This is a genomic window from Colwellia ponticola, from assembly GCF_005885605.1.
GTDB lineage: Bacteria > Pseudomonadota > Gammaproteobacteria > Enterobacterales > Alteromonadaceae > Colwellia > Colwellia ponticola.
The window spans coordinates 463,498-487,091 of sequence record NZ_SZVP01000001.1; the positions used below are offsets into that span (position 1 = coordinate 463,498).

Consider the following 23,594-nt stretch of genomic DNA (forward strand, 5'->3'; position numbering starts at 1 on the left):
GATTAGAAGCTACCACGAATACCGATACTAAAATTACGTCCTGGCAATGGTGCAACATCTTTCAAAAATGAAGAGTGCACACGTGCATTCTCATTCGTTAAATTTTGCCCTTTCACATATAAGGTAAGATCATCACCAATTCCGGCAACGTAATAGTTAAGATGTGCATCAACGAGTGTATAGCCATCAGTATTTGTTTCTAGCTGTGCAATATCAGTCTGTTCAAAGTAGTGACTGATGCTAAGCTCACTATCATATTTATCGGCTTGATAGTTAATAATAGCGCCAACTCGCATAGGTGGAATACGAGGTAAGTTCTCATTACTGTCTTCATTTACTAGCCGTGCACGAATATAATCGGCGATTAAACTGGTTTTAAGTGTCGGTGATAATTGATAAATAAGTTCAGCCTCCCCCCCATACATTTCAACATCACTTTGTTGGTACACTAAAATAGGCAAGCCGGCGTCACCAGCATCGGCATGCTCATGAGCATCCACAAAAAATAAGCCGGTATTTTTTTGATAATAATAATCATCAATACGGTTATAGAAAGCACTAAAAACGTAACCAAAATCACCGGTAAACTTTCGTAAGGTTATATCGACATTAACCGACGTTTCAACGCTTGGCTCATGTTCAGCTAATTCAACATGAATTGCATCCCCCTCTTGATGAACATCAAACATAGCACCTACTTCAAAGGTATTTGCTCCTATGTGAGGACCAAATGAAAATAACTCGCCAGCAGAAGGTGCTCGTTGTGACATCGCGATTGACAAGCCAATGTTATGACCTGGCTGATAATCCCATACTATGCCCGCTGAAGCACTAAGTGGTGTAAATGATTGTTGCTCAAACGACATTAGCGTTTCATTATGAGCAGTATGTGATGGATCTGTTGGTAAATCAGTTGCGTGAGCATCTTCAAAGCCAACGAAACTATCGTCAGCAGCTATATTAACATGCTCTACCCTAGCCCCTAATTGAAGTAACACTGGACCAAAATGTTTCTCTTCTAACCAAGCAGCAGCAAACATTTCAGAACTAGATGGCGGAGAAAAAGCTTCTTCACCTATGGCTTTAAAGTCTGAAGACTTATAGTGAAGCGTCCACCCACCTTGCCAGCCAACAGTATTTTGATGAAATAAATCAAGGCGCGCTTCACTGCTTTCATTAGTGAAGACAGTCCCCACTAAGCCCGACTCAATTTCTTGATGCTGATAATCACTATAAGCAAATTTTGTCGCTATTTTATTAATAAACTGTTGGTCAATATTGTACTCGCCAAGTACTTGCCAGCGATCTTGTTTCATTTTGGCATAAACACCAGTTGTTTCAACATGACCAGTCGTTAAGTCTGTGGCAAGTTCATCGGTATGTTCTTCTTCGTGATGACTGTGACCAGGTATACCATACTCTCGGTTCATAAAACCGTAAGAAAAGCCGATAAAGCCATCTTCAAATAAATAGCTTGAACCTAAGGTTGCACCATTAGCAGTACTGGCACTATTGGCTAAGCGATCTTCACTTTCATGAGCTTCCTCCTCATGGCTATCTTCATGTAACTCAGCCTCACCAGCGAGCTTATAATCTTTAGAATCACGCCAAAAACCGTCTAAATGAAAAGCGACCTTATCTGTGCCGGTTTGAATATTAACTGACGCCTGCTGCTCATTAGCAACATCGTTATACTGTAACAGGTAGTCAACTTGATTATCACTATTAGTAGGGACACGTTCATCAACCACATTAACAACACCGCCAATAGCGCCACTACCATAAAAGAGCGTTGCTGGACCACGTAATACTTCTATTTGAGTCGCGGTACTAGTTTCAGTGGCTACAACATGATCAGGACCAACACGAGAAACATCACCTACATCTAAACCATTTTGTGTAATAAGTACACGCGGGCCATCTAAGCCCCTAATGATTGGGGTACTGGCAACAGGACCGTAATAACTAGAATGTACACCGACTTCATTTTTTAAGGTTTCACCTAACGTTGCCGCTTGCTTCATTTTCAATTCATCTGCACTAAGTACATTAACAGGCAATGCAGACTCAATGGAAGAAGAGTGTAATGGCGTGGCATAAACATCAACAACCTCCATTACGGATGCAGATAACACCACATTAATATCATTAATATCAGCTTCTTCAACAGTAACTTTCAAATGACTATGGCCATATTTTTTGGCGTTGATGTGTAGTTCAAAAATTCCTTCTTTGACATCGGTAAAACGAAATACCCCTTGACCGTTTGAGCGTACCTTTTGTGAGCCGTTGTCTAATTCAACCATGGCATTGGTAATAGGCTGGCCTTGCTTATTTACTACAACACCTGATACTTCCTGCGCTAAAGCATTTGGGCTAACGTATAAGAGAGTACTAAAAAGAGTAATAATTGTGGGCAGTACTTGAGTACAACCTCTTTTTTTCAACGCTGATTTTACTTGACTATTAATAAGGCTTTTAGTGGTAAATAAATACATAAACTGGTTTCCGATAATTTCAATAAATGCAGACTAACCTGCAACTTTACATCTAGGAGGATTATTAAGCGAAACGTTGCTTAATAAAGGCTCCCCTCTAAAAAATAGATACGAGATAACTTAATCATTAAGCACAGACTTGCTGCACGACTTAAAATAGTATGATTACGTTATGAGGAAATATTTACTATGGGTGGAGCTCTTAATAGCGGATGCAGGTGTTCAGTGCGAGTAAGCACTGGGTTAATAATAGTAACAGTAGCGACACGACTAACAGCGCCAGTGAAAGGAGCTATAACGGTAGGGGTGGGTGGTGTATCTAGGCTTTGTTGACATAAATGACAATCATGAGGCTCAACACTAACAGTGATGTCAGCATCAACAGAGACATAATGCTCACTATGAAAAAATAACGTTGCACAAAAAAGCAAGAGCGTAAAAAAGCTCTGGCGAATATGCTGCCGATTTATTTTATTTAGTTGATAGTGAGATGGGGTAATTTTCATTTTGTGATAATATAACACCTTAAGAGTAAATTCAATCATCCTAAGTTATTACTTAACTGACATTGAACTGAGCTTCAGGCTAGGGTGAAGGACATTAAAGTAAAAAGTGCTTATTAACCAGTAAAGCCCGTCAATTAAAAGTAATAAAAACCTTTTAGTAAACAGTTTACTAAAAGGTTTACTACGCTATACTTAAATTGTTACCGGCTTATTACAAGGAGACTTTATGAGCACATTTATAGGCCTTACGCTAACTAAAACCTGCCTGAAAACGCTGAAAAAAACAGCCATATTAGTTCCCTTTATGGTGTTAGCACTACCAAGCTATGCTGAAAGTTTCACCGCTAAAAGAGTAGGTCAAGGCTTCACCGGTTTAACACAAGACTTTACCTCATCGTTAAGTAACCCAGCCTTATTAACTAAGTTTGATAACGACGATGATGTGTTTGTCTCGTTAAACGTTGGAATTAGCGCTGCTGATCAATATGATGTTATTGATACTGCTGAAGATATTAGTGACAACCTTGATAAATTAGTGACTGATCTTGCTCAAATCAATACACAAAACCAAGCACAAAGTACTGTTAATAATCTTAATCAGCAAGTCGATAATATTATTGATGATCTAAAAAGTATTGACCAAAAAAACGTAAAAATACGCAATGGCGTTAATTTACAAATTTTAATTCCTAATAAACAGTTAAGTTTTGGTTTATTCACTAGCCAATATGGCCGCATTGGTGGCTCAGTAGATTACAGTGCTAGTGATGAATTGATACTGGAGCAAGCGGTAGATAATTGCGTAAGCGGTACAGGCACTAACCCTTGTGAACTCGATCTCAACAGCCTTAGCTCAGTCTCCTTAGCCGTTGGTTACTCTGTTGCTGAAGTTGGTTTTATCGCCGCTTACCCTGCTATTAAAGAGGTTAATTATGACGTAAGTATCGGTACAAAAATAAAATACCAACGTATTGATCTTTTCTATAAAAGAGCTCTAATAAGTGATTTTGATGACGATGATTTTGATATTACCAGTGACGAAAATACCACAGATAAAAGTGCTGCCAATGCCGATTTAGGTTTCTATATTGGTTGGGGCGAAGATCGCCAATGGCATGCGGCTTTAGTCACTAATAACCTAATGAAACAAACCGTGCACCATGTTGAACAAGACATTACTTTTAACTTAGAAACCAGCGTAACTTTTGGTTTAAGCTATCAAAATAAATGGCTTAGTTTAGCAACAGAAATTGATTTAACTGACAGAGAGCATTTTACTGCTTTAGCGCCATCAAAGTATGCGGGTGTGGGCGCTGAATTTCGCTTTTATCAACATATGCAATTTCGTTTAGGCTACCGTACGGACATAAAAGATGTTGATGATGATATTTTTACTGCCGGTATTGGCATTTCACCCTGGGATGTTTTTGCCATTGATATTGCCGCCTTTACTGGCGGCAACGACACCTTAGGCGCAGCATTACAACTAAGTGTAAAAATTTAAACGAACGACAATTGATATAGCTGATATAAAAAATAAAAAAACCGCGCTTAAAATGTTTAAAGCGCGGTTTTTTATTGTTTATCATTTATTTGCTACTGTTAGTGGCTATTACTTAATGATTACTGTTTAGTTGTTATGGTTTAATCAATACTAAATCTCAAAGTAATTACAAAATACCTTATACAGTTCCGTGCCCTGATTCACACTGGCAGAGGCAAAATGTAAAATAGGAATAACCTGCTGATCAAGTGATATATAATGAAGCGCTTCACCATCACCATAGTTATCCATACGTAGAATTCGCGCTAACGGCTCGCCAGCAGCTAAAGGCTTTCCAAAGTCTGCAAGGTAATCTATCATACCGCCCATCGGCGAATATAAGGCTTTATAGTCTTTTAGATAACACGCATATCGCGTCATTTTTTGTGGTTGATATTGCTTATTATCTATAACACCTTTAGCCTGTAAATAAGACAAAATACTCAAAGCATCTTGCTTCGCCACATCTAAATCTATTTGTTCTTGAGAGCCCAACTCAACGGTAAAGCTTTCCTTTTTAAAAGCTCCTTCGCCCATAGTAAAGTTTCGTCCTGACGCTTGGTAGGCTTGCTGTAAGCTCCACCACGGACAAAAGGTTGCCTCATCCATTGCGCCACCAAAATCATTATCAATAAGTATAGTGTGTTCAATATCAAAATATTGAGCACTCGCTTGTGCATACTCTGGACAATATAAGTGTTTACTAGAAATAGGCCCCGTGTGTAAATCCAAGACAATATCTGCTTGGTGAGCAAGTCGCTGTAATTGGTAGGCGATACGCTGACCTGTAGTTATTCCCCAAATATTATGCGCTAACTTTTTATCTATCTGAGCAAGTAATAATTGTTGGAACTTAGTTTGTATCTCTTCAGCACTCGCATCCAAGTTTTGCTCAACAAAAGGCGCAATAATAGCTTGATCAAAGTGATACATTCTATTCCAGTTTTCACCCGTGATAGGGTCAAAGCGTCCTAAGGTATACTCACCATTTTTATGATTACAACCAACAGGGTTAGCATAAGGGACTAAGGTAATATTGGCTTGTAAATTACACTGCTGTAGTAACTCAAGCAATTGAAAAATAACCGCGTTACCTTGTACTTCAGCGCCATGCATATTGGCCTGAATATATACAGTAGGCGCAGCGACATTATTATCTGCTGTAAACGCATAAACGGGCACAGTGAGTTTAGCACCACTGGCCATTTCACCAACAAACATCACTTCTTTGGTAAACTTATTCATTACTATTCCTTACAATGTTCAATGCTTCGCAATTTTCACAAGCTAGGCCATATAAGATGAGGCAGGTTGCGCCGCTCTCACTTGTGTTAATGTACCATTTTGGTAAACATACTCAGCGGCTAATTCATGGCATAAGAAAAACGGCATGCTTTCAGTAAAGCCATAAGCACCACAATAGCCAAACACTAATTTTTCACCAATAGCAGTATCTTGTGGTAAGGACAAGTGTCCTAATTTATCCAAGCTAGTACATAAAGGGCCATGCAGATCAAAAGATTGCATAGCTTGTTGTTCAGCTGAAAAGTCTTTTCGTAATATTTGCACAGGAAAAGGTTGGTCGGTGATGGCTGGACGTATTAAATGATTGATACCCGCAGCCAACACTAACTGCTCTTGACCGTAATTAATTTTTCTATCAACCACAGGCACCACGTAGTAACCACACTCTGCTACAGCAAAACGCCCTAGCTCTAACCATAACTCCTTAACACCTGCTTTTGCTTTGATAATGGCTAAGTCTTCGATAATTTTAGACCAAGTCAATGCATGACCTTCGCCTACATAATCAATCCCTAAGCCACCACCTAAATCAAGTACCTCAAGTGTCATACCAATGCTGCTAGCTAAATCCGTTAACGGCGTGATCATTTGAGACCATAATGAAAACATTTTTTCATTACTGAGCATATTTCCCCATTGAAAAATATGTAAACCACAAACATCTAAAGCCGGATAGCTATCTAAATGAATATTCTGCCACTGGGCTACCGATAAGCCAAAAGGGGTTAAACTATTACCACCTAGTGGATTTTTCTCGCCTTCATCCCATTGCAGTTGCACTCTAAGTAGCACGGTTGGCTTGTTAGTAAGTGTTGGCGTTTCTTGCTCCTGCATCACTTCATTTAACCAATTAAGTTGATTAATACTTTCTACCACAAAAGTATTGACGCCTTGCTTAACAAAAGCAGCAAGTTGTTTTTTTGATTTCGCTGGACCAGTATTTAATATGCGATTAGGGTTTATACCTTGTGCCAACACTTGGTTTAACTCACCAGTGCTGGCAACATCAAAATTAAAACCTTCGCTATCAAGCGTTTGAATTATTTTAGACAGTGGGTTCGCTTTAACAGCAAACCACAATTTAATAACGTCTTGTTGCTGTAAAGTCGCTAAATGGCTTTTAAGTGCATCAAGTTGATAAACATAATAGCCGTGTTCATCTTCTGGTGACTTATGGGTAAGTAAGGCATGTTCAATACTGGTGTCAAACCAAGTAGATTTAGTCATTATGATTATCTTTTATAGTTTTATGATGTTGTAAAGGTAGGCTTTATATCAGGGGTTAATAACTATTAAGCTGTAAAGCTGTAAAGCTGTAAAGCTGTAAAGCTCAAGTTAAAAGATAAAGCACGGAGTTGATGGCTATCAATGAGTACTTTTGACAAATAAATTGAGCGTTACAGCAACGAGGTTATTAGCCCCTAACTATTATCTTAAAATTGATTCTAATTCTAGTGAAGCATCACTTTTCTCATCGCGATATTTAACGATAAGTGCACAGGCCATACTTAACCCTTGTGCTTCTGCCCACTCACCTTTAACTGGGCGGGTACCAGGTACTACAACAGCACGTTCTGGAATTTCTGCGCCTTTTTCACGCATCACTTGATTGACACAATCATAAACAGGTACTGATTTAGACAGTGTTACGCCCGGTGCTAATACAGCGCCTTTTTTAACGACTATGCCTTCAACAATAACAACACCTGCACTTAAAAAGGCGTCGTCTTCAATAATTACTGGGCTTGCACCAACCGGCTCTAATACGCCACCAATTTGAACAGCCGCTGACACATGGACATTTTTACCTACTTGAGCACACGATCCAATTAAAGCATGGCTATCAACCATAGTGCCGCTATCAACAAAAGCACCTACATTAATATAAGCTGGCGGCATAATAATAACGCCTTTAGCAACGTAAGCACCTGCACGTACTGATGAGCCACCAGGGACTAAGCGAACACCATCTTCTGCTGAAAATTGACGAGCAGGTAGGTTATGCTTATCAACAAAGCCTTGATAGTTACCCTCAAAAGCAATATTTTCGCCCGCTTTAAAAGCAGCTAAAATACCTTGCTTTACTTCGATATTGGCATGCCAGTTACCGGCATCATCTTGGTTTGCCGCTCGTAAACTACCTGATTCTAACTGCGCTAATACATCTTGCCAATTCATTTATTACTCCGCTTATTCTGATAAAAATTCGATAAAAAATGTGTATAAAGCTTTATTAACAGGCATATAAACACCGTCAAGAAAATTAAATACATGAGAGAGAAGGTACTGGACGTTAACAATGAAGAGCGAAATACCAGAGCAACAAGCATTAGGCTAATTATGCAAAGACCAGAAGCTCCCCACTTAAATAACCCATAGGGTTATTGAATCAAGTGACAGTTGTCGGGATTCAGCCCACTATTTTATTTATTGATTAAACAAAATAAACAACCGATAAGCGACTAATCAAATAGTCGATTACCTCGGCGTTAATCCCCCTCATTAACATCTACAGATTTTGAACTCTGTTTTTTTCTTCTTAAAAATACAAGAAAAAACGATGATAATTACCTGGTTAACGCTCCTCTTCTGGCCCTATTAAAATTTAGCAGTGATTAACTAGTCATATCGATGTAGCCATGACATAACTGCACTGACTAAATGTGAATTAGGGACGGGCAGTATTTAAGCATTTTTTTTGCTTAGGTACAATTATCTTACAAAAAATTAACGCTATTCCCTTATATTTATTTACCGTAGAATATAACTATTATTATTTTCCTACTTATTATCTTATTTGTTGCCTTATGTCTTTGTCTAATCCCAGCCAAGTTTTATTACGTAATAGTGAATTACTCGTTGCCAAATTACCTTTATTAGTTAACTTACCTGAAGATGGTTTTATTGATGCTTATATAGATCTTCATAAGCCAGATAAGATCAGTTGTTTTAACAACAACTTTATTGATTACCAGGCAATAACCACCAAGCACTGTAGTACTTCTACGGATAATATTGTGCAAACAACATTCGCCAGTACCTACCAAACAACCACATGTCATGATGTCGTCATTATCGCCTTCCCAAAAAGCAAAGCTGAGCTTAACTTTACCCTAGCTATGCTTGCACATTGTATAGACGAGACAACCAAAATATTACTGGTGGGTGAAAAGAAAGGCGGTATTCAGTCTGCGGTAAAGTTAACTCAGCATACTTTATCGTGCTGCCAAAAAGTTGATGCTGCCAGACACTGCATGTTGTTTGCCGGTTTATTCAAGCCAGAAAAATTATCGGCTGTTTTTGACTTACAAGCATGGTTTACAAAATACCAAATTACCGTTGACGGGGTCACACTCACCATTGCATCACTACCGGGTGTTTTTAGCCAACAAAAGCTTGATGTAGGCACTGAATTATTACTCGCTAATTTACCATCAAGTATCACTGGAAAAGTATTAGACTTTGGCTGTGGCGCAGGTGTTATTAGCTGTTTTATTGGCAAAAAATTTAATGATGTTCAATTATCATTACTTGACGTTAGTGCCTTAGCATTAACGTCAGCACAAGAAAGTTTAGCGTTAAACAGTTTGTCGGGGCAGGTATTTGCTTCAAATAGCTTATCTGATGTTAACGAAAAATATCAATACGTTGTTTCAAACCCTCCCTTTCATCAAGGGGTAAAAACACATTATCAAGCCAGCGAAAGCTTTTTAATGGGCATAAAGGATAAATTAAATAAAAAAGGCTGCATAACCATAGTAGCTAATAGCTTTTTGCGTTATCAAGATATTATGCAAGCGCATATTGGTTATACTCAAGTGATAATAAAAGACAAAGGTTTTACTATTTACCAAGCCCAGTTATCATCAAAGTAATCTCTGACTATTTCATTGAGTACCATGACACAAAAAACCAGCACCATGTCATTACATCGCCTGTTAACGCTAAGCCTTTTAGCGTTAAACTCTCTAATATTACTTACTGCCTCAGTCAGTATTATTAATATGGTCGATGAAAAAAACAATGCAAATATTATCAGTGAAACTCATACTTGGGCCAATGTCTTAGCAAAAAACAGCCGTCATTTTATCAACAGTAGTGACGCTAATAATCAACATAAATTAAAAAATGAACTTAGAAAATCAATTACCACTGGGCTAATTAATCGTGTCCATATTTATCGCTTGAATGAGGATGGCGCGATTGAATATTTCAGTAGCTATAATAAAAATCATACCTTTCCAGCTATTGGCGATAAAATCGGAAAAATATCGCAATTACGTACCGTCCACTTCGAAGAAGATTATATTGAGCTTATTGTCGAAATTACTGATGATGAGCGACTACTAGGTTACTTATTCATTCAATCTAGTTTGCTTGAAAAGCAGGCTTTTATTAAGCAATTAATCTATATTGCGCTGGCTTTCTTGCTCTTTACTAACCTAGTTGTCTTCGCGGTTTCAACATGGTTATTTAATAAAATCACTCAACCTATGGCTACGTTAATTGATGACGTAGAACAAATATCTCAAAGTAAAAATTATCAGCTAGAGTTAGCAAGTCAGCCTTATAAAGAGCTCGATATTCTCGCTAAAAACATTAATATTTTATTACGTCGTACCCATAAATACATTGATAAGATAATAGATGAACAGCAATATTCTGTCTTTCAAAAGCAAGCCTTAGAACATAGGCTAAATACACGAACAGAGGCATTAAAAGAATCTAATCAAGAGTTACTTTCAACCCTAGAAAAATTACATGAATTTCAAGGGCAACTAGTTGAAACTGAAAAAATGGCATCGTTAGGTGATATGGTTGCCGGCATAGCACATGAAATCAATACACCTATTGGTTTAGGGGTTACTGCGTCAAGCCTATTAGCAGATAGGTTACACGAGATTAAATTTGCCTTTGAAAATAAAACATTGAAATCAAGTCAGTTAAAAAAGTTTTTAATGGATGGTGATGAAAATGCGTTAATAATACTTAGAAACCTCGAGCGCGCAGCAAATTTAATATCAAGCTTTAAAAAAGTAGCGGTTGATCAATCAAGCGCCGAATCACGTACCTTTAATGTCAATACCTTAATCAATGAAGTGCTATTAACACTCTCAACAAAAATAAGAACAGCCAAAATTGATATTTTGATAAACTGCCCTGACGCCTTGTATATCAACAGTAAGCCTGGTGCGATAAATCAAATATTGATCAACCTGATCCTTAACTCAATTCACCATGCCTTTGATGGGATAGATAATGGTAAAGTTACCATTACTATCGCTATATTAGCTGGTCAATTACATATTAATTATAAGGATAATGGTACAGGTATTGAGGAGTCTATGCGCTCGAAGATTTTCGAGCCTTTTACAACCACCAAACGAGGCAGCGGCGGTAGCGGTTTAGGCATGCATTTAGTCTATAATTTAGTCACGCAAGCACTCGATGGCTATATTACTGTTGAAGAAGCACCGACTCATGGCGTAAGCTTTGATATTACTTTTCCAGTAGCAATACCTGCTACTGAAGAAAAATAATAACCTTCAATAATTATTTTTTATTGCCTATTAACTAAAAATAACTAAAATAGTTAAATAATTGTAAATATATTGCGTATATCATTTACAATAACGACATCATAATAATCGTAATACTCATTTAAATCGTAGGTACACCAGAATATGCAGACTTATCAAATTTTAGTTGTTGAAGATGAAGACGTAACACGCTTTAACTTACGTAATTTATTTGAAGCCGAAGGTTATATTGTTCATGAAGCAATTGATGGCAATAGCATGGCTGAACAACTAAGAAAAAACACCATCAACTTGATTATTATGGATATCAATTTACCGGGTAAAAATGGCTTATTGCTAGCTCGCGAGTTAACCGCGAATAAAGACATGGGCTTAATTTTTCTTACTGGTCGAGATAGTGATATTGATAAGGTATTAGGACTAGAAATAGGTGCAGATGACTATTTAACTAAGCCATTTAATCCTCGAGAGTTAACCATTAGGGCGCGCAATATATTAAGTCGCATTGGTCAAAAAACTACAGTGCTAGGTCAAAGTATAATAACCTTTAATCAATGGACTCTCGATAATAATGCTCGTCAAATGACAAGCCCTATGGGTGAAGTTATTGCTATTCCTCGCGGCGAATATCGCGCATTAAGCTTACTAATACAAAATGCGGGTAAAATAATATCTCGCCAAGACCTTATTAAAGAAATGACCGGTAGAGAGTTACGCGCTAATGACCGTACTGTAGATGTAACAATTAGGCGTTTACGTAAACACTTTGAGTCAAGCCCAAGCACGCCTGAGCTTATTAATACTATTCATGGTGAAGGCTATCGTTTCGTTGGCGTTTTAGACTGATACCAAACCAATTAATTTGCCTAAGTTAATCTCATTAACACAATAAAACTGAGGATAAGCGCTCTTTAAATGCACTATTTACAGGCTTATCCTAAGATTTACAAGCTATCACTATTATCCAAACTCAGCCTACTTATTTTCTAGCCAAGTTTTAAAAGCAAGTATTGCTTGCTCATTCGATATAATCACCTCATTTAACAGCTGCGTTTTTTTCTCTTTTGACGCTTCAGTTTTTTCTAATAATTGTAATTGTCCATGCAATTGACGCATACCAACACTGGCTGTTGCACCTTTCATTTTATGACAATGTGCTTGCCACTGAGCTGATGAATCATTAAGCAGCGCATTTTCAATATCGTTAAGGTATATTTCAACTTGCTGACAATATAAAGTAAACATCTGCTCAACAATATGCTTACCTAAGCTCTCTATATAACTGTCAAGTAACACCAAATCTAAGTCACTATTTACTTGCTTGGTTCCCACAGCGCCACCTTTTCTATACGTAATAATATATCTATATTAGCCTAGTAATAAAAAACAGACAAACCTATTGAAAATTATAAAGAAAAAACTTTATATTTATATTTTTTCACTTATAGAGCAACAACAGTAATGATTACCATTAAAAAATAAGCTAGAATATGCGCCCTTAGATCTATTCTTCGTATTACTCTAGGTATTATTCCAGAAATCAACGGAGATTAGTTAATAACTATCGTTTAAAGTGGAGTCGAAATGACGACATCAATGCCAGATATCGCCAATCATACAACAGCTCAAACCGAAGGTACGCTTGACTGGGTCGGCATGAGTAACATTGAAATGCCTATCATGGTCGCCTCAAAGGGCCAAAGCGAACGCATGGTGTCTGCTCATGTTGATGCCTTTGTTAACTTAAAAGAAGCACAAGCTAAAGGCATTCATATGTCACGCCTTTACTTACTTATCGACGAGTTATCTACCAGTAATGTCCTTAACTATCAAAGCTTAGTAACTTTACTTGATGGCTTTATTAGTAGCCACCAAGAGTTAAGTGACCAAGCTAAAGTACAATTTAGTTTTGATTATCATTTACGTAGAAAATCATTAATTAGTGGTAAAGAAGGCTGGAAAGCCTACCCAGTTATTATTACGGGTAACCTTAACCAAGGTAAACTCACTATTGAGTTAACCCTTGATGTTCCGTATTCATCAACTTGTCCGTGCTCTGCAGCACTTGCTAGACAATTAATACAGAAAGCTTTTAATGATAAGTTTGCTCAGCAAAATGAATTAGCCTTAACTGATGTTCATGATTGGCTTGGTACCACTGAAGGTATTGTCGCAACACCACATTCTCAACGGTCAGTGGCCGAAGTAAAAGTGAAGCTAAATGCTGATGTTAGTGATTTTCCAATTACTGAATTAGTTGACCTTATCGAGAACTCGTTAAAAACGCCAGTACAGGCTGCAGTTAAACGTGAAGATGAACAAGAATTTGCTCGTTTAAATGGTCAAAACTTAATGTTCTGTGAAGACGCTGCTCGTCGTTTACAACATAGTATGAACTTAACAAATCAATTCGATGACTTCTGGTTACGCATAAATCATTTAGAGTCTCTTCATGCTCATGATGCGGTCAGTGTTACCACAAAAGGTATCGAAGGCGGTTATCAACCTTAAGCGATAACGTCGACATTATGTCATGACATAAAATACAAAAGCCAATAGTTAATCACTATTGGCTTTTTTGTTTTATCGGTATTGAAAATTATCAACTATCACCACGTAAATACCACGACAACACTACACAAAGATCACTATTACTAGTGACATATAGGCGATATATATAAATTGACCTTTAACCAATAACTAAGTAATGTTAACGATCGACTTACTTAAATAAGAGGAGTATTTATGCGTTTTTTTCATACTTTTATTCTTCTTTATTGGTCTTATTAGTAAGTGATTACCTAGGAGAAAAAAATGCAGCTTTATGATCATAGCGTGGAAAAAGACAACTGTGGTTTTGGTTTAATCGCTCACCAACAAGGTGAAGCGAGTCATAAGTTAATCAAAACCGCTATTTCCGCTTTAGATCGCATGCAACATCGTGGCGGCATCGCTAGCGATGGTAAAACAGGTGATGGCTGTGGCTTGTTATTACAAAAACCAGATAGTTTTTTTCGCGCTATCGCCACTGATAATAACTGGAAGCTAGGTAAAAAATATGCGATAGGCATGATTTTCCTCAGCCCTGATCCTATTGAAGCGGCCCTGTCTAAAAAAATATTAGCAGAAGAGTTAACCAATGAGTGCTTAACATTAATTGGTTGGCGCAGCGTACCTATTGACACCTCCGTGTTAGGTGACATAGCGTTAGGTAATTTACCATCCATAGAACAAGTTTTTGTTGATGCACCGCCAGGTTGGAGAAACCTAGAACTAGAGCGCCGCTTATATATGGCGCGTCGTCGTACTGAAAAACGTATTACTGACGAAAAGTTTTATATCGCCAGTTTGTCGTGTTTAGTGACAATCTACAAAGGTTTGATGATGCCGGTAGATTTACCTAACTTTTATCTAGATTTAGCTGATATTCGCATGCAAAGTGCTATTTGTGTCTTCCATCAGCGCTTTTCAACCAACACTTCTCCACAGTGGCATTTAGCACAACCCTTTCGTTATTTGGCGCACAACGGTGAAATCAACACCATTAACGCTAATCGTCAATGGAGCCGAGCAAGAACCCACTGTTTTAAATCGCCCTTATTACCTGACTTACAAGATGCTGCGCCTTTTGTCAGCCAAACAGGCTCTGACTCTTCTTCTTTAGATAACATGCTTGAGCTACTATTAGCAGGTGGTATGGATTTATACCGTGCCATGCGCTTATTAATACCACCAGCATGGCAAAACAGTGCGTTAATGGACGATGATTTACGTGCCTTTTATGAGTTTAACTCCATGCATATGGAGCCTTGGGACGGACCTGCTGGTGTAGTCATGACTAACGGTCGTCATGTCGCCTGTAACCTTGACAGAAACGGTTTACGCCCTGCCCGTTATGTTATCACCCGAGACGGTTTTATTACCTTGGCCTCAGAAGTGGGTATTTGGAATTATGGCGAAGATGAGGTGATAAAAAAAGGTCGCGTTGGCCCTGGTGAAATGCTGGCTATTGATACCTACACCGGTAATATTTCACATTCAACTGACATTGATAACGATTTAAAAGAGCGCCACCCTTACCGAGAATGGCTCAACAATAATATTCGTCGCTTGATCCCTTTTGATGAGCTTGAAGCTAACTGTATTGGTCAACGTGCATTTACTGATAAAGACATGAATCAATATCATAAAATGTTTAATTATAGTTATGAAGAAATACAACAAGTCATTAAAACGTTGGCCGAAAACGCTCAAGAGGCGACGGGCTCTATGGGCGATGATACCCCTATGGCGGTATTATCAAATCAAACACGCACGCTATATGATTATTTCCGTCAACAGTTTGCACAAGTCACTAACCCGCCAATAGATCCACTACGAGAGCGATACGTGATGTCATTAGACACCTGTATTGGTCGCGAGCATAACGTCTTTAACGAAACCTCTGGTCACGCTGATCGCATGGTCTTTTCAACCCCAGTGCTCATGTATACCGGTTTAAAACAGTTACGTGAGTTAGAGCCAGCCCATTATCGCTCTGACACGTTAACACTAAGCTTTACTATTGAAGAAGGGCTAGAGGCAGCGGTAATACGCTTATGTGATCAAGCCGAAACTCTTGTTCGTGATAACAATACCGTTATCTTAATATTATCTGATAGAGATATTCAACCCGGTCTACTGGTTATGCCTGCAGCAATGGCGGTAGGTGCAGTACAAAAACGCCTTGTGGATCAAAAACTACGTTGTGATTCAAATATTATTGTCGAAACTGGCTCAGTGCGCGACTCTCATCAATATGCGGTATTACTGGGTTTAGGTGCTACCGCTATTTACCCCTATTTGGCTTTTGAAACCATTGAACAATTGGTTGAGCAAGGTCATATTACGTTATCTGCTCGTGACGCTACGGTTAATTACCGAGAAGGCATTAACAAAGGTTTATTGAAAATACTCTCTAAAATGGGTATTTCAACCATTGCCAGTTACCGCTGCGCGGGTTTATTTGAAGTGATTGGTTTAAATGAAGATATTATGGCACTGTGTTTTAGCGACTTACCAAGTCGCATTAAAGGTGCTGACTTTAGTGATATTGAACAAGATGCCATTAACCTAGCCCGTAAAGCATTTTTACCACACCAAAAAGTTAACCACGGTGGCTTATTAAAGTATGTTCACGGTGGTGAGTACCATACGTTTAATCCTAACGTGGTTAATTACTTACAACGCGCCGTGCAAAAAGGTGATTATAACGATTACCGCATTTTTGCCGATGAAGTTAATAACCGCCCTATTGCTACCCTACGTGATTTATTAGCACTTAAGACTGACTGTGACCCTATTGCTCTTGAGCAAGTTGAGTCTGAAGGTGATATGTTCAAACGTTTTGACAGTGCTGCCATGTCAATTGGTGCGCTTAGCCCAGAAGCCCATGAAGCCCTTGCTATTGCCATGAACCGTTTAGGTGGTTTTTCAAACTCAGGTGAAGGTGGTGAAGATGAACGTCGTTTTGGTACTGTTAAAAACTCTCGTATCAAGCAAGTCGCTTCCGGACGTTTTGGTGTAACACCACACTACCTAGTAAATGCCGACATATTACAAATTAAAATAGCGCAAGGAGCAAAACCTGGTGAAGGCGGTCAATTACCGGGTGATAAGGTCTCGCCCTTAATTGCTAAACTGCGTTATTCAGTGCCCGGCGTTACCTTAATTTCACCACCCCCACATCATGATATTTATTCTATTGAAGATTTAGCCCAGCTTATTTTTGATTTAAAGCAAGTGAATCCCAAAGCGTTAGTGTCTGTTAAATTAGTTTCTGGTCCAGGTGTTGGTACTATTGCTTCAGGTGTAGCAAAAGCCTATGCCGATTTTATTACCATTGCAGGTTACGACGGTGGTACCGCAGCTAGCCCCCTAACCTCAGTAAAATATGCTGGCTGTCCTTGGGAGATGGGCTTAGCTGAAGCACATCAGTCTTTGGTCACTAATGGATTACGACATAAAGTACGCTTACAAGTTGATGGTGGTTTAAAAACCGGGCTTGATATTGTTAAGGCGGCTATTTTAGGTGCCGAAAGCTTTGGCTTTGGTACTGCACCTATGGTTGCCTTAGGTTGTAAATTTTTACGTATTTGTCATTTAAATAACTGTGCTACCGGTGTGGCCACACAAGATGAAGTGTTACGCGAGCAATTCTTTAAAGGCTTGCCTGAGCAAGTGATGAATTACTTTAAATTTATTGCCCGTGATGTGCGTGAGATATTAGCAAGTGTTGGCGTAGCAAGCTTAACTGACATTATTGGTAGAACTGATTTATTAGAACAAATTGCTGGCGTTACCGCTAAGCAAAATAAGCTTGATTTATCCCCCATCATTGCACCTGTTGTTGCCGACGAAAATACCGCGTTGTATCAAACACAAGCAAATGAAGCCTTTGATCATGGTCAGTTAAATCAGAAAATTTTAGCCGCTGTTAGTCATTCAGTAATACACAGTAAAGGCGGTGAATATCGCTTTGCTATTCAAAATACCGATCGCTCTGTTGGCGCCAGTTTATCAGGAGAAATTGCTCGTCATCATGGTAACCAAGGTATGGCCGCAGCGCCTATTACTCTATACTTTTCAGGTACGGCTGGGCAAAGCTTTGGTGTTTGGAATGCTGGCGGTCTCCAGCTAATTTTAACCGGTGACGCCAACGATTATGTCGGTAAAGGCATGGCTGGTGGTAAACTTACTATCAAAGCCCCCTTAGGTGTCGATTACACTAGCCATGAAACAATGATCATGGGTAACACTTGTTTATATGGCGCCACTGGCGGTAAATTATTTGCTGCGGGTCGTGCCGGTGAGCGTTTTGCGGTGCGTAACTCTGGCTGTCATGCGGTAGTTGAAGGTACCGGTGATCATGCCTGTGAATATATGACCGCTGGTATCGTGACCATACTCGGTGATATTGGTGTCAACTTTGGCGCTGGTATGACCGGCGGCTTCGCTTATGTATTAGATGAAGCGGATGACTTAACCATTCGCCTGAACAAAACGTCTATTGAGATGCTGGCAATTAAAGACTTAACTATTCACCAAGAACATTTACGCGGTATTATTGCTCAACACCTTGAAGAGACAGGTAGTTTACGTGCTCAAGAAATCCTACACAATTTCGATAACTATGCGCCTTTGTTTAAATTAATTAAACCAATCACAACCGATGTTCACACCTTATTAGGCCATCGCAGTCGTTCAAGTGCTGAGCTGCGTGTACAAGCACAATAATTGATAAAGGTAAGGAAATATAATCATGAGTAAAAATGTTTATCAATTTATTGATGTAGAGCGCATAGACCCTGCCAAAAAATCAATGAGCGAACGTAAAATTAACTTCGTTGAAATTTATCAACCTTTAGGTACTGAACAAAGTGCTGGTCAAGCTGACCGTTGCCTTGATTGTGGTAACCCTTATTGTGAGTGGAAATGTCCGGTACATAATTATATCCCTCAGTGGCTTGAATTAGTCACTGAAAACCGCCTATTTGAAGCGGCTGATTTATGTCATGAAACGAATAGCTTGCCAGAAATGTGCGGGCGCGTTTGCCCACAAGATAGATTATGTGAATCGGCCTGTACCTTAAACGATGATTTTGGCGCGGTCACCATAGGTAATATTGAAAAGTATATTACCGATACCGCTATTGCCCAAGGTTGGAAACCTGATTTATCGCACGTGATTAGTACCGGTAAACGTGTTGCTGTTATCGGCGCTGGTCCTGCGGGTATTGCTTGTGCTGATGTATTAACGCGTAACGGCGTTGAGGTCGTTGTTTATGACCGCCACGCACAAATTGGTGGCTTACTTACCTTTGGTATTCCTGCTTTTAAGTTAGAAAAAAACGTGATTCAAACTCGCCGTGAAATTTTAGAAGGCATGGGTATTGAGTTTCGTTTAAATATCAATGTCGGCACAGACATTAGTTTTAACGAGATCAGTGAAGAGTACGATGCGGTATTTTTAGGACTAGGTACTTATAAAAGTATGCGTGGTGGTTTTGATAATGAAGAAGCCAGCGGCGTTTACAACGCGTTAGACTTCTTAATTGGCAATACGCAACAGTTAATGGCCATCACTGCCACTGAGCATGGTCAAGTTAAGCCATATGTTAACTTCAAAGATCAAAAGGTTATTGTGCTTGGCGGTGGCGATACCGCTATGGATTGTGTACGCACTGCCATTAGGCAAGGTGCTAACACAGTAACTTGTGCATATCGTCGTGATGAAGCTAATATGCCAGGTTCACCGCGTGAAGTACAAAATGCCAAAGAAGAAGGCGTTAACTTTGAATTTAATATTCAGCCTCTTGATATTGCCGTTAACGAACAAGGTGTAGCTATTGGCGTTAAGTTTGTTAAAACCCAATTAAGTGCGCCTGATGCAAACGGCAGACGCAACCCTGAGCCTATAGCTGATAGTGAATTTATTATGGCCGCAGATGCCGTGGTGATCGCTTTTGGCTTTTTACCCAGCCCACCACAATGGATGGTAGATGCTGGTGTCGCCTTAGACGACCGTGGCCGCGTTGTTGCCAGTGATAGCGATGACTTTGCCCTGCAAACAACCCAAAAAAACATCTTCGCAGGTGGTGATATGGTACTCGGCTCTGATTTAGTCGTTACCGCCATTGACCAAGGTCGTAAAGCAGCGCTGGGCATATTAGATTACGTGACTCTGCCAGTAGATTAACATCGCTATAGCTCACACCCGTCCGTTTCAAGCTCATAGCAGACATTGACAGTTTCATCATAGACATCTGTGAGTCAGTGACTTTACTAAATTAGTATTTTATCGATTAAATCAGGTATTGCGAAAGCCCAATAAAGTAGCCAAGTTCACTCAACTACTACACTTTTTAGAATTTCTCTGTTCATAGACATCCCTTGTAGTTAAAAGGGTGCCTATGAATCACACGCATAAACTGGTTCACCGTGTTGATCGAAGTTTAATTAGAGACTTTTTTAATTAAACAAACGTTCTTTTTACCCCGTTGAATAAACCAATATTGGTCATACAGCGGCAAGCTCATTAGAGAACTATCTCCTTTGATCTTTTCACCATTTACGCTTATAGCGTTGTTACCTATTAATTCTCGGGCTATGCGCTTAGATTTGGCTAAACCTGATTCAATCAACAACTCAACTAAACCATTGCCGACACTTTGTATGTTTGGTACGCCATCGAGTTCTAATTGTTTGAGTTCACTCAAAGTCAGTTGCTGCACATCACCACTAAATAGCGCTTGTGTAATACGCTCAGCACTCTCTAAGCCACTTTCTCCATGAACAAAGCGTGTCATTTGTTTTGCCAGTATGCGTTGAGCTTTTGGCTTGCCTAGGTTTGTTTTGTCTTGCGCTTCAATATAAGAAATTTTGTCGCAATCCAAGAAAGTGTAGTAACGTAGAAAGTTATAAACATCCACGTCTTCCGTGGATAACCAGAACTGGTAAAAGGCATAAGGGGACGTCTTACTTGGATCAAGCCAAACAGCACCACCTTCTGTTTTACCAAATTTAGTCCCATCAGATTTAGTGATTAGAGGCAGCGTCATACCAAACACTTGTTCACCGTTTTGGCGACGCGTAAGATCGATGCCGCTAACGATGTTGCCCCACTGATCATTTCCACCGATTTGTAAGCGGCAATTATATTGACGATTAAGCTCGGAAAAGTCGTAAGATTGCAGCAGAGAATAACTGAATTCAGTAAAAGAGATACCTTGCTCTGGACGCTGCAAACGCTGTTTTACCGACTCACGGTTGATCATCGAATTAACAGAGAAATGCTTACCTACGTCGCGGAAAAAGTCGATCACATTGATTTTCTTCACCCAATCGGCATTGTTAACTATGGTCATTTGCTTGCTCTCATTACTGCTCATCAATGATTGGATCTGATTTGAGAGTTCTTGTACCCAACCTAATACGGTTTCCTCTGAGTTTAGATTTCGCTCGGCAGCTTTAAAACTAGGGTCGCCAATCATACCTGTCGCTCCCCCAACCAATGCTATGGCCTGATGCCCCATATCCTGAAAACGCTTAAGCATAATGAGAGGAACAAGGTGACCAACATGTAAACTGCCAGCTGTTGGATCGAAACCGCAGTATAGCGTTTGTGGCTCTGATAGCAGCTGCCCAACTTGCTCTACATTACTCATCTGTGCAATCAAATTACGTGCTTGTAAATCTTGAAGTAGTGTCATCATCTTATCCAAATACATCATAATTGTATTGAGATTAAGGCGAAATGCTTCCATTAACTATATCCCTATAGGGACAGTTCACTATCTTAAGTGCGTGATAAGGTGGTTGAGAAATAGTTGAAACACCTCACTTAATGATGCCACATTCAGTTGCGTATAAATGCGTTTTCTATGATTTTTCACTGTACCTTCAGTAATGTTAAGCTGATTAGCTATTTTCTTAGAATCAAACCCTTGAACGATTAACCTAGCAATTTCTTGCTCTCTCTTGGTCAGTATTTCTTTTCCAAAAGTCGCCAATGCGTATTTGATAAACTCTCCCATTGAATCTGAATAATCTATTAAATTGTCTACTGACTCGGAGAAGTTTAATTCGGTTGACTTCCAATGCTGCTGACACAGTGACTGGATGATGCTGAAGTAGGGTTTAAGTTCATTTACTTGCTGCTTTGAAAAGTAGTTGCCTTCTGATGTATAGCCAAAACAGAGCATAACCCAACGCTCAGTCTCAATTTTTATCAGCATGCTTAGTTCGTCAATCCAACCTGTTTTTTCATAAAATTTTTTACAGTATGCTTTATAATCTAGGTCTTTCTTCACTACGTCTACCAACCTAAATACGCCTTGCTGCTTGTTAGTATTTAATTGTTGATAGAATGGGTCATGTTGAAACGATGCTGTTAGGTAACTCTGAAATAACAAACCACGATAATTTTTAATAGAATCATAGAGGTATATAGGTCGACCACCTTCTCTACAGCCCAAAATAACAGCACAATCAAAACTAAAAACCGAACTAATTAGGCCCATTAATTTCGGGGTGAAACTTGGAGAATTAAGGGCAGAAATAACGGTTGAAATTTGAGAGTTAAAAGTATCGTTTGGCATTTAATAATGTCTCGGATGTAGTGGATTAGCTTATTTGGCAGCATCGTTAGATGTTATAGGTATGAGGACATGCAAGTCAAATTGGCAAGTTCAAAAACAGGTTCAAGCTCTTGCTGACTCATTTTGAGGCATAAACGAGTTAATAGTAACATCCGCTTTGCTGGCATAGAAAACATTCAAGTTGAGGAACAATGAGCATTAATAACTCTCCTGCAAGCTAAATAGTATAAAGTATCCTTATACATGCTATAATTTAGCAATATTATTATTTAAAATTATTAGGCGTATTTCATGTCTGAACACTCAATTATTGACATTTGTGTTGAACCTATAGAACTTTGTAAATTACTCAAAATAGCCAATATGGTTAGCGGTGTCGGCGAAGCTAAAACCATGATCAGTGAAGGTAATGTTTTAGTAAATAATGACGTTGTTGTTCAAAAGCGTAAAAAAATTCGAAACGGCGATATTGTCGAATATAACGGTAAAATTATTCAAGTCGCTTATAACCCCAGCAAAAAATCAGCCGAATTTATCAATACAGTCGTTTTAGCGAGTAAAAAAGAACAAAGGAAAAAAAGAGCTAAAAGCAAAGCACGGGTTATTTAATCAGCACACTCATGGCTTTACTAGCAAGACAAATAAACTTGTCCATATTGATAGTTCAGTTAATTCATCTTTGTGTTTTTTTGAGAGTTCAGTAAAATAGTTAGTCTTTAATAGTTTTGTGAAGGTTAGTGATGAAACGCGTTGTTTTATATATTTCAGATAAATGCCCCCATTGTCGTGAAGCTCAAAAATACTTGGATGATAATGGCATTAAATACCGGTTAACCAATGCAAAAATGCAGCGCGGCAGAAAAGAGCTTGACGCTATAGGCGCTCGTTCTGTACCAGCCCTTAAAATTGGCAATGAAATAATGATTGGCTGGAATCTAAAGAAATTTCAGACACTCTATGCCGCAGATTAAAAAACACAATGATCTTATTAGATAACAGAGTAACTTTGGTGGCTAACTCGCCAGTCGAAGAGATAATCAATCAGGATTGATTATCTCAAACCT

Annotated in this window: 17 protein-coding genes and 1 riboswitch; of the genes, 9 read left to right on the forward strand and 8 right to left on the reverse strand. The window is 38.9% G+C overall.

Features of this window, described 5'->3' with window-relative positions; all coding sequences use genetic code 11:
* Window positions 1–2 precede the first annotated feature (2 nt).
* Window positions 3–2,498, reverse strand: a complete 2,496-nt coding sequence (locus FCS21_RS01955) for a TonB-dependent receptor (RefSeq protein ID WP_138620288.1) — start codon at window positions 2,496–2,498, stop codon at window positions 3–5.
* Window positions 2,499–2,668: 170 nt separating this feature from the next.
* Complete coding sequence (locus FCS21_RS01960) at window positions 2,669–3,043, reverse strand: hypothetical protein (RefSeq protein ID WP_138620289.1); 375 nt, start codon at window positions 3,041–3,043, stop codon at window positions 2,669–2,671.
* A gap of 187 nt (window positions 3,044–3,230) precedes the next feature.
* Here FCS21_RS01960 and traF point away from each other — a divergent pair, with 187 nt between their 5' ends.
* Window positions 3,231–4,508, forward strand: coding sequence for a conjugal transfer protein TraF (gene traF / locus FCS21_RS01965; RefSeq protein ID WP_138620290.1), 1,278 nt, complete (start codon window positions 3,231–3,233; stop codon window positions 4,506–4,508).
* Window positions 4,509–4,658: 150 nt separating this feature from the next.
* On the opposite strand, the gene FCS21_RS01970 is transcribed toward traF, so the two are convergent.
* The 3 genes from FCS21_RS01970 to FCS21_RS01980 form a co-directional block, all read right to left on the reverse strand.
* On the reverse strand, window positions 4,659–5,792 hold the full coding sequence (locus FCS21_RS01970) for a succinylglutamate desuccinylase/aspartoacylase family protein (RefSeq protein WP_138620291.1): 1,134 nt from the start codon (window positions 5,790–5,792) through the stop codon (window positions 4,659–4,661).
* Between the two features lie 42 nt (window positions 5,793–5,834).
* Window positions 5,835–7,079, reverse strand: coding sequence for a PLP-dependent decarboxylase (locus FCS21_RS01975; protein WP_138620292.1), 1,245 nt, complete (start codon window positions 7,077–7,079; stop codon window positions 5,835–5,837).
* Between the two features lie 201 nt (window positions 7,080–7,280).
* Window positions 7,281–8,030 (reverse strand): 2,3,4,5-tetrahydropyridine-2,6-dicarboxylate N-succinyltransferase, encoded by a 750-nt coding sequence (locus FCS21_RS01980; RefSeq protein ID WP_138620293.1) that lies wholly within the window; start codon window positions 8,028–8,030, stop codon window positions 7,281–7,283.
* A 167-nt stretch (window positions 8,031–8,197) separates the two neighbouring features.
* A riboswitch (Lysine riboswitch) is annotated at window positions 8,198–8,449 on the reverse strand.
* Between the two features lie 210 nt (window positions 8,450–8,659).
* Between FCS21_RS01980 and FCS21_RS01985 the strand changes: the two genes are divergently transcribed.
* From FCS21_RS01985 to arcA, 3 genes are all read left to right on the forward strand, one after another.
* Window positions 8,660–9,727, forward strand: a complete 1,068-nt coding sequence (locus tag FCS21_RS01985) for a methyltransferase (RefSeq protein ID WP_246046949.1) — start codon at window positions 8,660–8,662, stop codon at window positions 9,725–9,727.
* 24 nt (window positions 9,728–9,751) lie between these two features.
* The gene (locus tag FCS21_RS01990; protein ID WP_246046950.1) at window positions 9,752–11,392 is read left to right on the forward strand and encodes a sensor histidine kinase; all 1,641 of its coding nucleotides are present in this window, start codon (window positions 9,752–9,754) and stop codon (window positions 11,390–11,392) included.
* Window positions 11,393–11,536: 144 nt separating this feature from the next.
* Window positions 11,537–12,238 carry a two-component system response regulator ArcA gene (arcA, locus tag FCS21_RS01995; RefSeq protein WP_138620295.1) on the forward strand — a complete coding sequence of 234 codons (702 nt, stop codon included), beginning with the start codon at window positions 11,537–11,539 and terminating at the stop codon, window positions 12,236–12,238.
* Window positions 12,239–12,367: 129 nt separating this feature from the next.
* Here the strand turns inward: arcA and FCS21_RS02000 are convergent, their stop codons facing one another.
* On the reverse strand, window positions 12,368–12,724 hold the full coding sequence (locus FCS21_RS02000) for an Hpt domain-containing protein (protein ID WP_246046951.1): 357 nt from the start codon (window positions 12,722–12,724) through the stop codon (window positions 12,368–12,370).
* Window positions 12,725–12,976: 252 nt separating this feature from the next.
* Here FCS21_RS02000 and folE2 point away from each other — a divergent pair, with 252 nt between their 5' ends.
* The 3 genes from folE2 to FCS21_RS02015 all read left to right on the forward strand — a co-directional run bounded on the left by folE2 (window position 12,977) and on the right by FCS21_RS02015 (window position 20,129).
* Window positions 12,977–13,903: a GTP cyclohydrolase FolE2 gene (gene folE2, locus FCS21_RS02005; RefSeq protein WP_138620296.1), complete on the forward strand. Its 927-nt coding sequence runs from the start codon at window positions 12,977–12,979 to the stop codon at window positions 13,901–13,903.
* Between the two features lie 303 nt (window positions 13,904–14,206).
* Entirely contained in the window at window positions 14,207–18,667 is a 4,461-nt protein-coding gene (gene gltB / locus FCS21_RS02010) for a glutamate synthase large subunit (RefSeq protein ID WP_138620297.1), read from the forward strand.
* Between the two features lie 25 nt (window positions 18,668–18,692).
* The gene (locus FCS21_RS02015; protein WP_138620298.1) at window positions 18,693–20,129 is read left to right on the forward strand and encodes a glutamate synthase small subunit GltD family protein; all 1,437 of its coding nucleotides are present in this window, start codon (window positions 18,693–18,695) and stop codon (window positions 20,127–20,129) included.
* A gap of 256 nt (window positions 20,130–20,385) precedes the next feature.
* On the opposite strand, the gene tyrS is transcribed toward FCS21_RS02015, so the two are convergent.
* Window positions 20,386–21,696, reverse strand: coding sequence for a tyrosine--tRNA ligase (gene tyrS, locus FCS21_RS02020; RefSeq protein WP_281279942.1), 1,311 nt, complete (start codon window positions 21,694–21,696; stop codon window positions 20,386–20,388).
* A 27-nt stretch (window positions 21,697–21,723) separates the two neighbouring features.
* Window positions 21,724–22,530, reverse strand: a complete 807-nt coding sequence (locus tag FCS21_RS02025; RefSeq protein ID WP_138620299.1) for a response regulator transcription factor — start codon at window positions 22,528–22,530, stop codon at window positions 21,724–21,726.
* Window positions 22,531–22,821: 291 nt separating this feature from the next.
* On the opposite strand from FCS21_RS02025, the gene FCS21_RS02030 reads away from it, so the two are divergent.
* Together FCS21_RS02030 and FCS21_RS02035 are read left to right on the forward strand one after the other, a co-directional pair.
* On the forward strand, window positions 22,822–23,139 hold the full coding sequence (locus FCS21_RS02030; protein ID WP_138620300.1) for an RNA-binding S4 domain-containing protein: 318 nt from the start codon (window positions 22,822–22,824) through the stop codon (window positions 23,137–23,139).
* 131 nt (window positions 23,140–23,270) lie between these two features.
* Complete coding sequence (locus FCS21_RS02035) at window positions 23,271–23,501, forward strand: glutaredoxin family protein (protein WP_138620301.1); 231 nt, start codon at window positions 23,271–23,273, stop codon at window positions 23,499–23,501.
* The last annotated feature ends 93 nt before the right edge of the window (window positions 23,502–23,594 follow it).

What these genes read in the sequence shown, in the direction of transcription:
- FCS21_RS01955 (WP_138620288.1), bottom strand. Translation starts at nt 2,498, where the DNA reads ATGTATTTATTTACCACTAAAAGCCTTATTAATAGTCAAGTAAAATCA.
- FCS21_RS01960 (WP_138620289.1), bottom strand. Translation starts at nt 3,043, where the DNA reads ATGATTGAATTTACTCTTAAGGTGTTATATTATCACAAAATGAAAATT.
- traF (WP_138620290.1), top strand. Translation starts at nt 3,231, where the DNA reads ATGAGCACATTTATAGGCCTTACGCTAACTAAAACCTGCCTGAAAACG.
- FCS21_RS01970 (WP_138620291.1), bottom strand. Translation starts at nt 5,792, where the DNA reads ATGAATAAGTTTACCAAAGAAGTGATGTTTGTTGGTGAAATGGCCAGT.
- FCS21_RS01975 (WP_138620292.1), bottom strand. Translation starts at nt 7,079, where the DNA reads ATGACTAAATCTACTTGGTTTGACACCAGTATTGAACATGCCTTACTT.
- FCS21_RS01980 (WP_138620293.1), bottom strand. Translation starts at nt 8,030, where the DNA reads ATGAATTGGCAAGATGTATTAGCGCAGTTAGAATCAGGTAGTTTACGA.
- FCS21_RS01985 (WP_246046949.1), top strand. Translation starts at nt 8,660, where the DNA reads ATGTCTTTGTCTAATCCCAGCCAAGTTTTATTACGTAATAGTGAATTA.
- FCS21_RS01990 (WP_246046950.1), top strand. Translation starts at nt 9,752, where the DNA reads ATGACACAAAAAACCAGCACCATGTCATTACATCGCCTGTTAACGCTA.
- arcA (WP_138620295.1), top strand. Translation starts at nt 11,537, where the DNA reads ATGCAGACTTATCAAATTTTAGTTGTTGAAGATGAAGACGTAACACGC.
- folE2 (WP_138620296.1), top strand. Translation starts at nt 12,977, where the DNA reads ATGACGACATCAATGCCAGATATCGCCAATCATACAACAGCTCAAACC.
- gltB (WP_138620297.1), top strand. Translation starts at nt 14,207, where the DNA reads ATGCAGCTTTATGATCATAGCGTGGAAAAAGACAACTGTGGTTTTGGT.
- FCS21_RS02015 (WP_138620298.1), top strand. Translation starts at nt 18,693, where the DNA reads ATGAGTAAAAATGTTTATCAATTTATTGATGTAGAGCGCATAGACCCT.
- tyrS (WP_281279942.1), bottom strand. Translation starts at nt 21,696, where the DNA reads ATGGAAGCATTTCGCCTTAATCTCAATACAATTATGATGTATTTGGAT.
- FCS21_RS02025 (WP_138620299.1), bottom strand. Translation starts at nt 22,530, where the DNA reads ATGCCAAACGATACTTTTAACTCTCAAATTTCAACCGTTATTTCTGCC.
- FCS21_RS02030 (WP_138620300.1), top strand. Translation starts at nt 22,822, where the DNA reads ATGTCTGAACACTCAATTATTGACATTTGTGTTGAACCTATAGAACTT.
- FCS21_RS02035 (WP_138620301.1), top strand. Translation starts at nt 23,271, where the DNA reads ATGAAACGCGTTGTTTTATATATTTCAGATAAATGCCCCCATTGTCGT.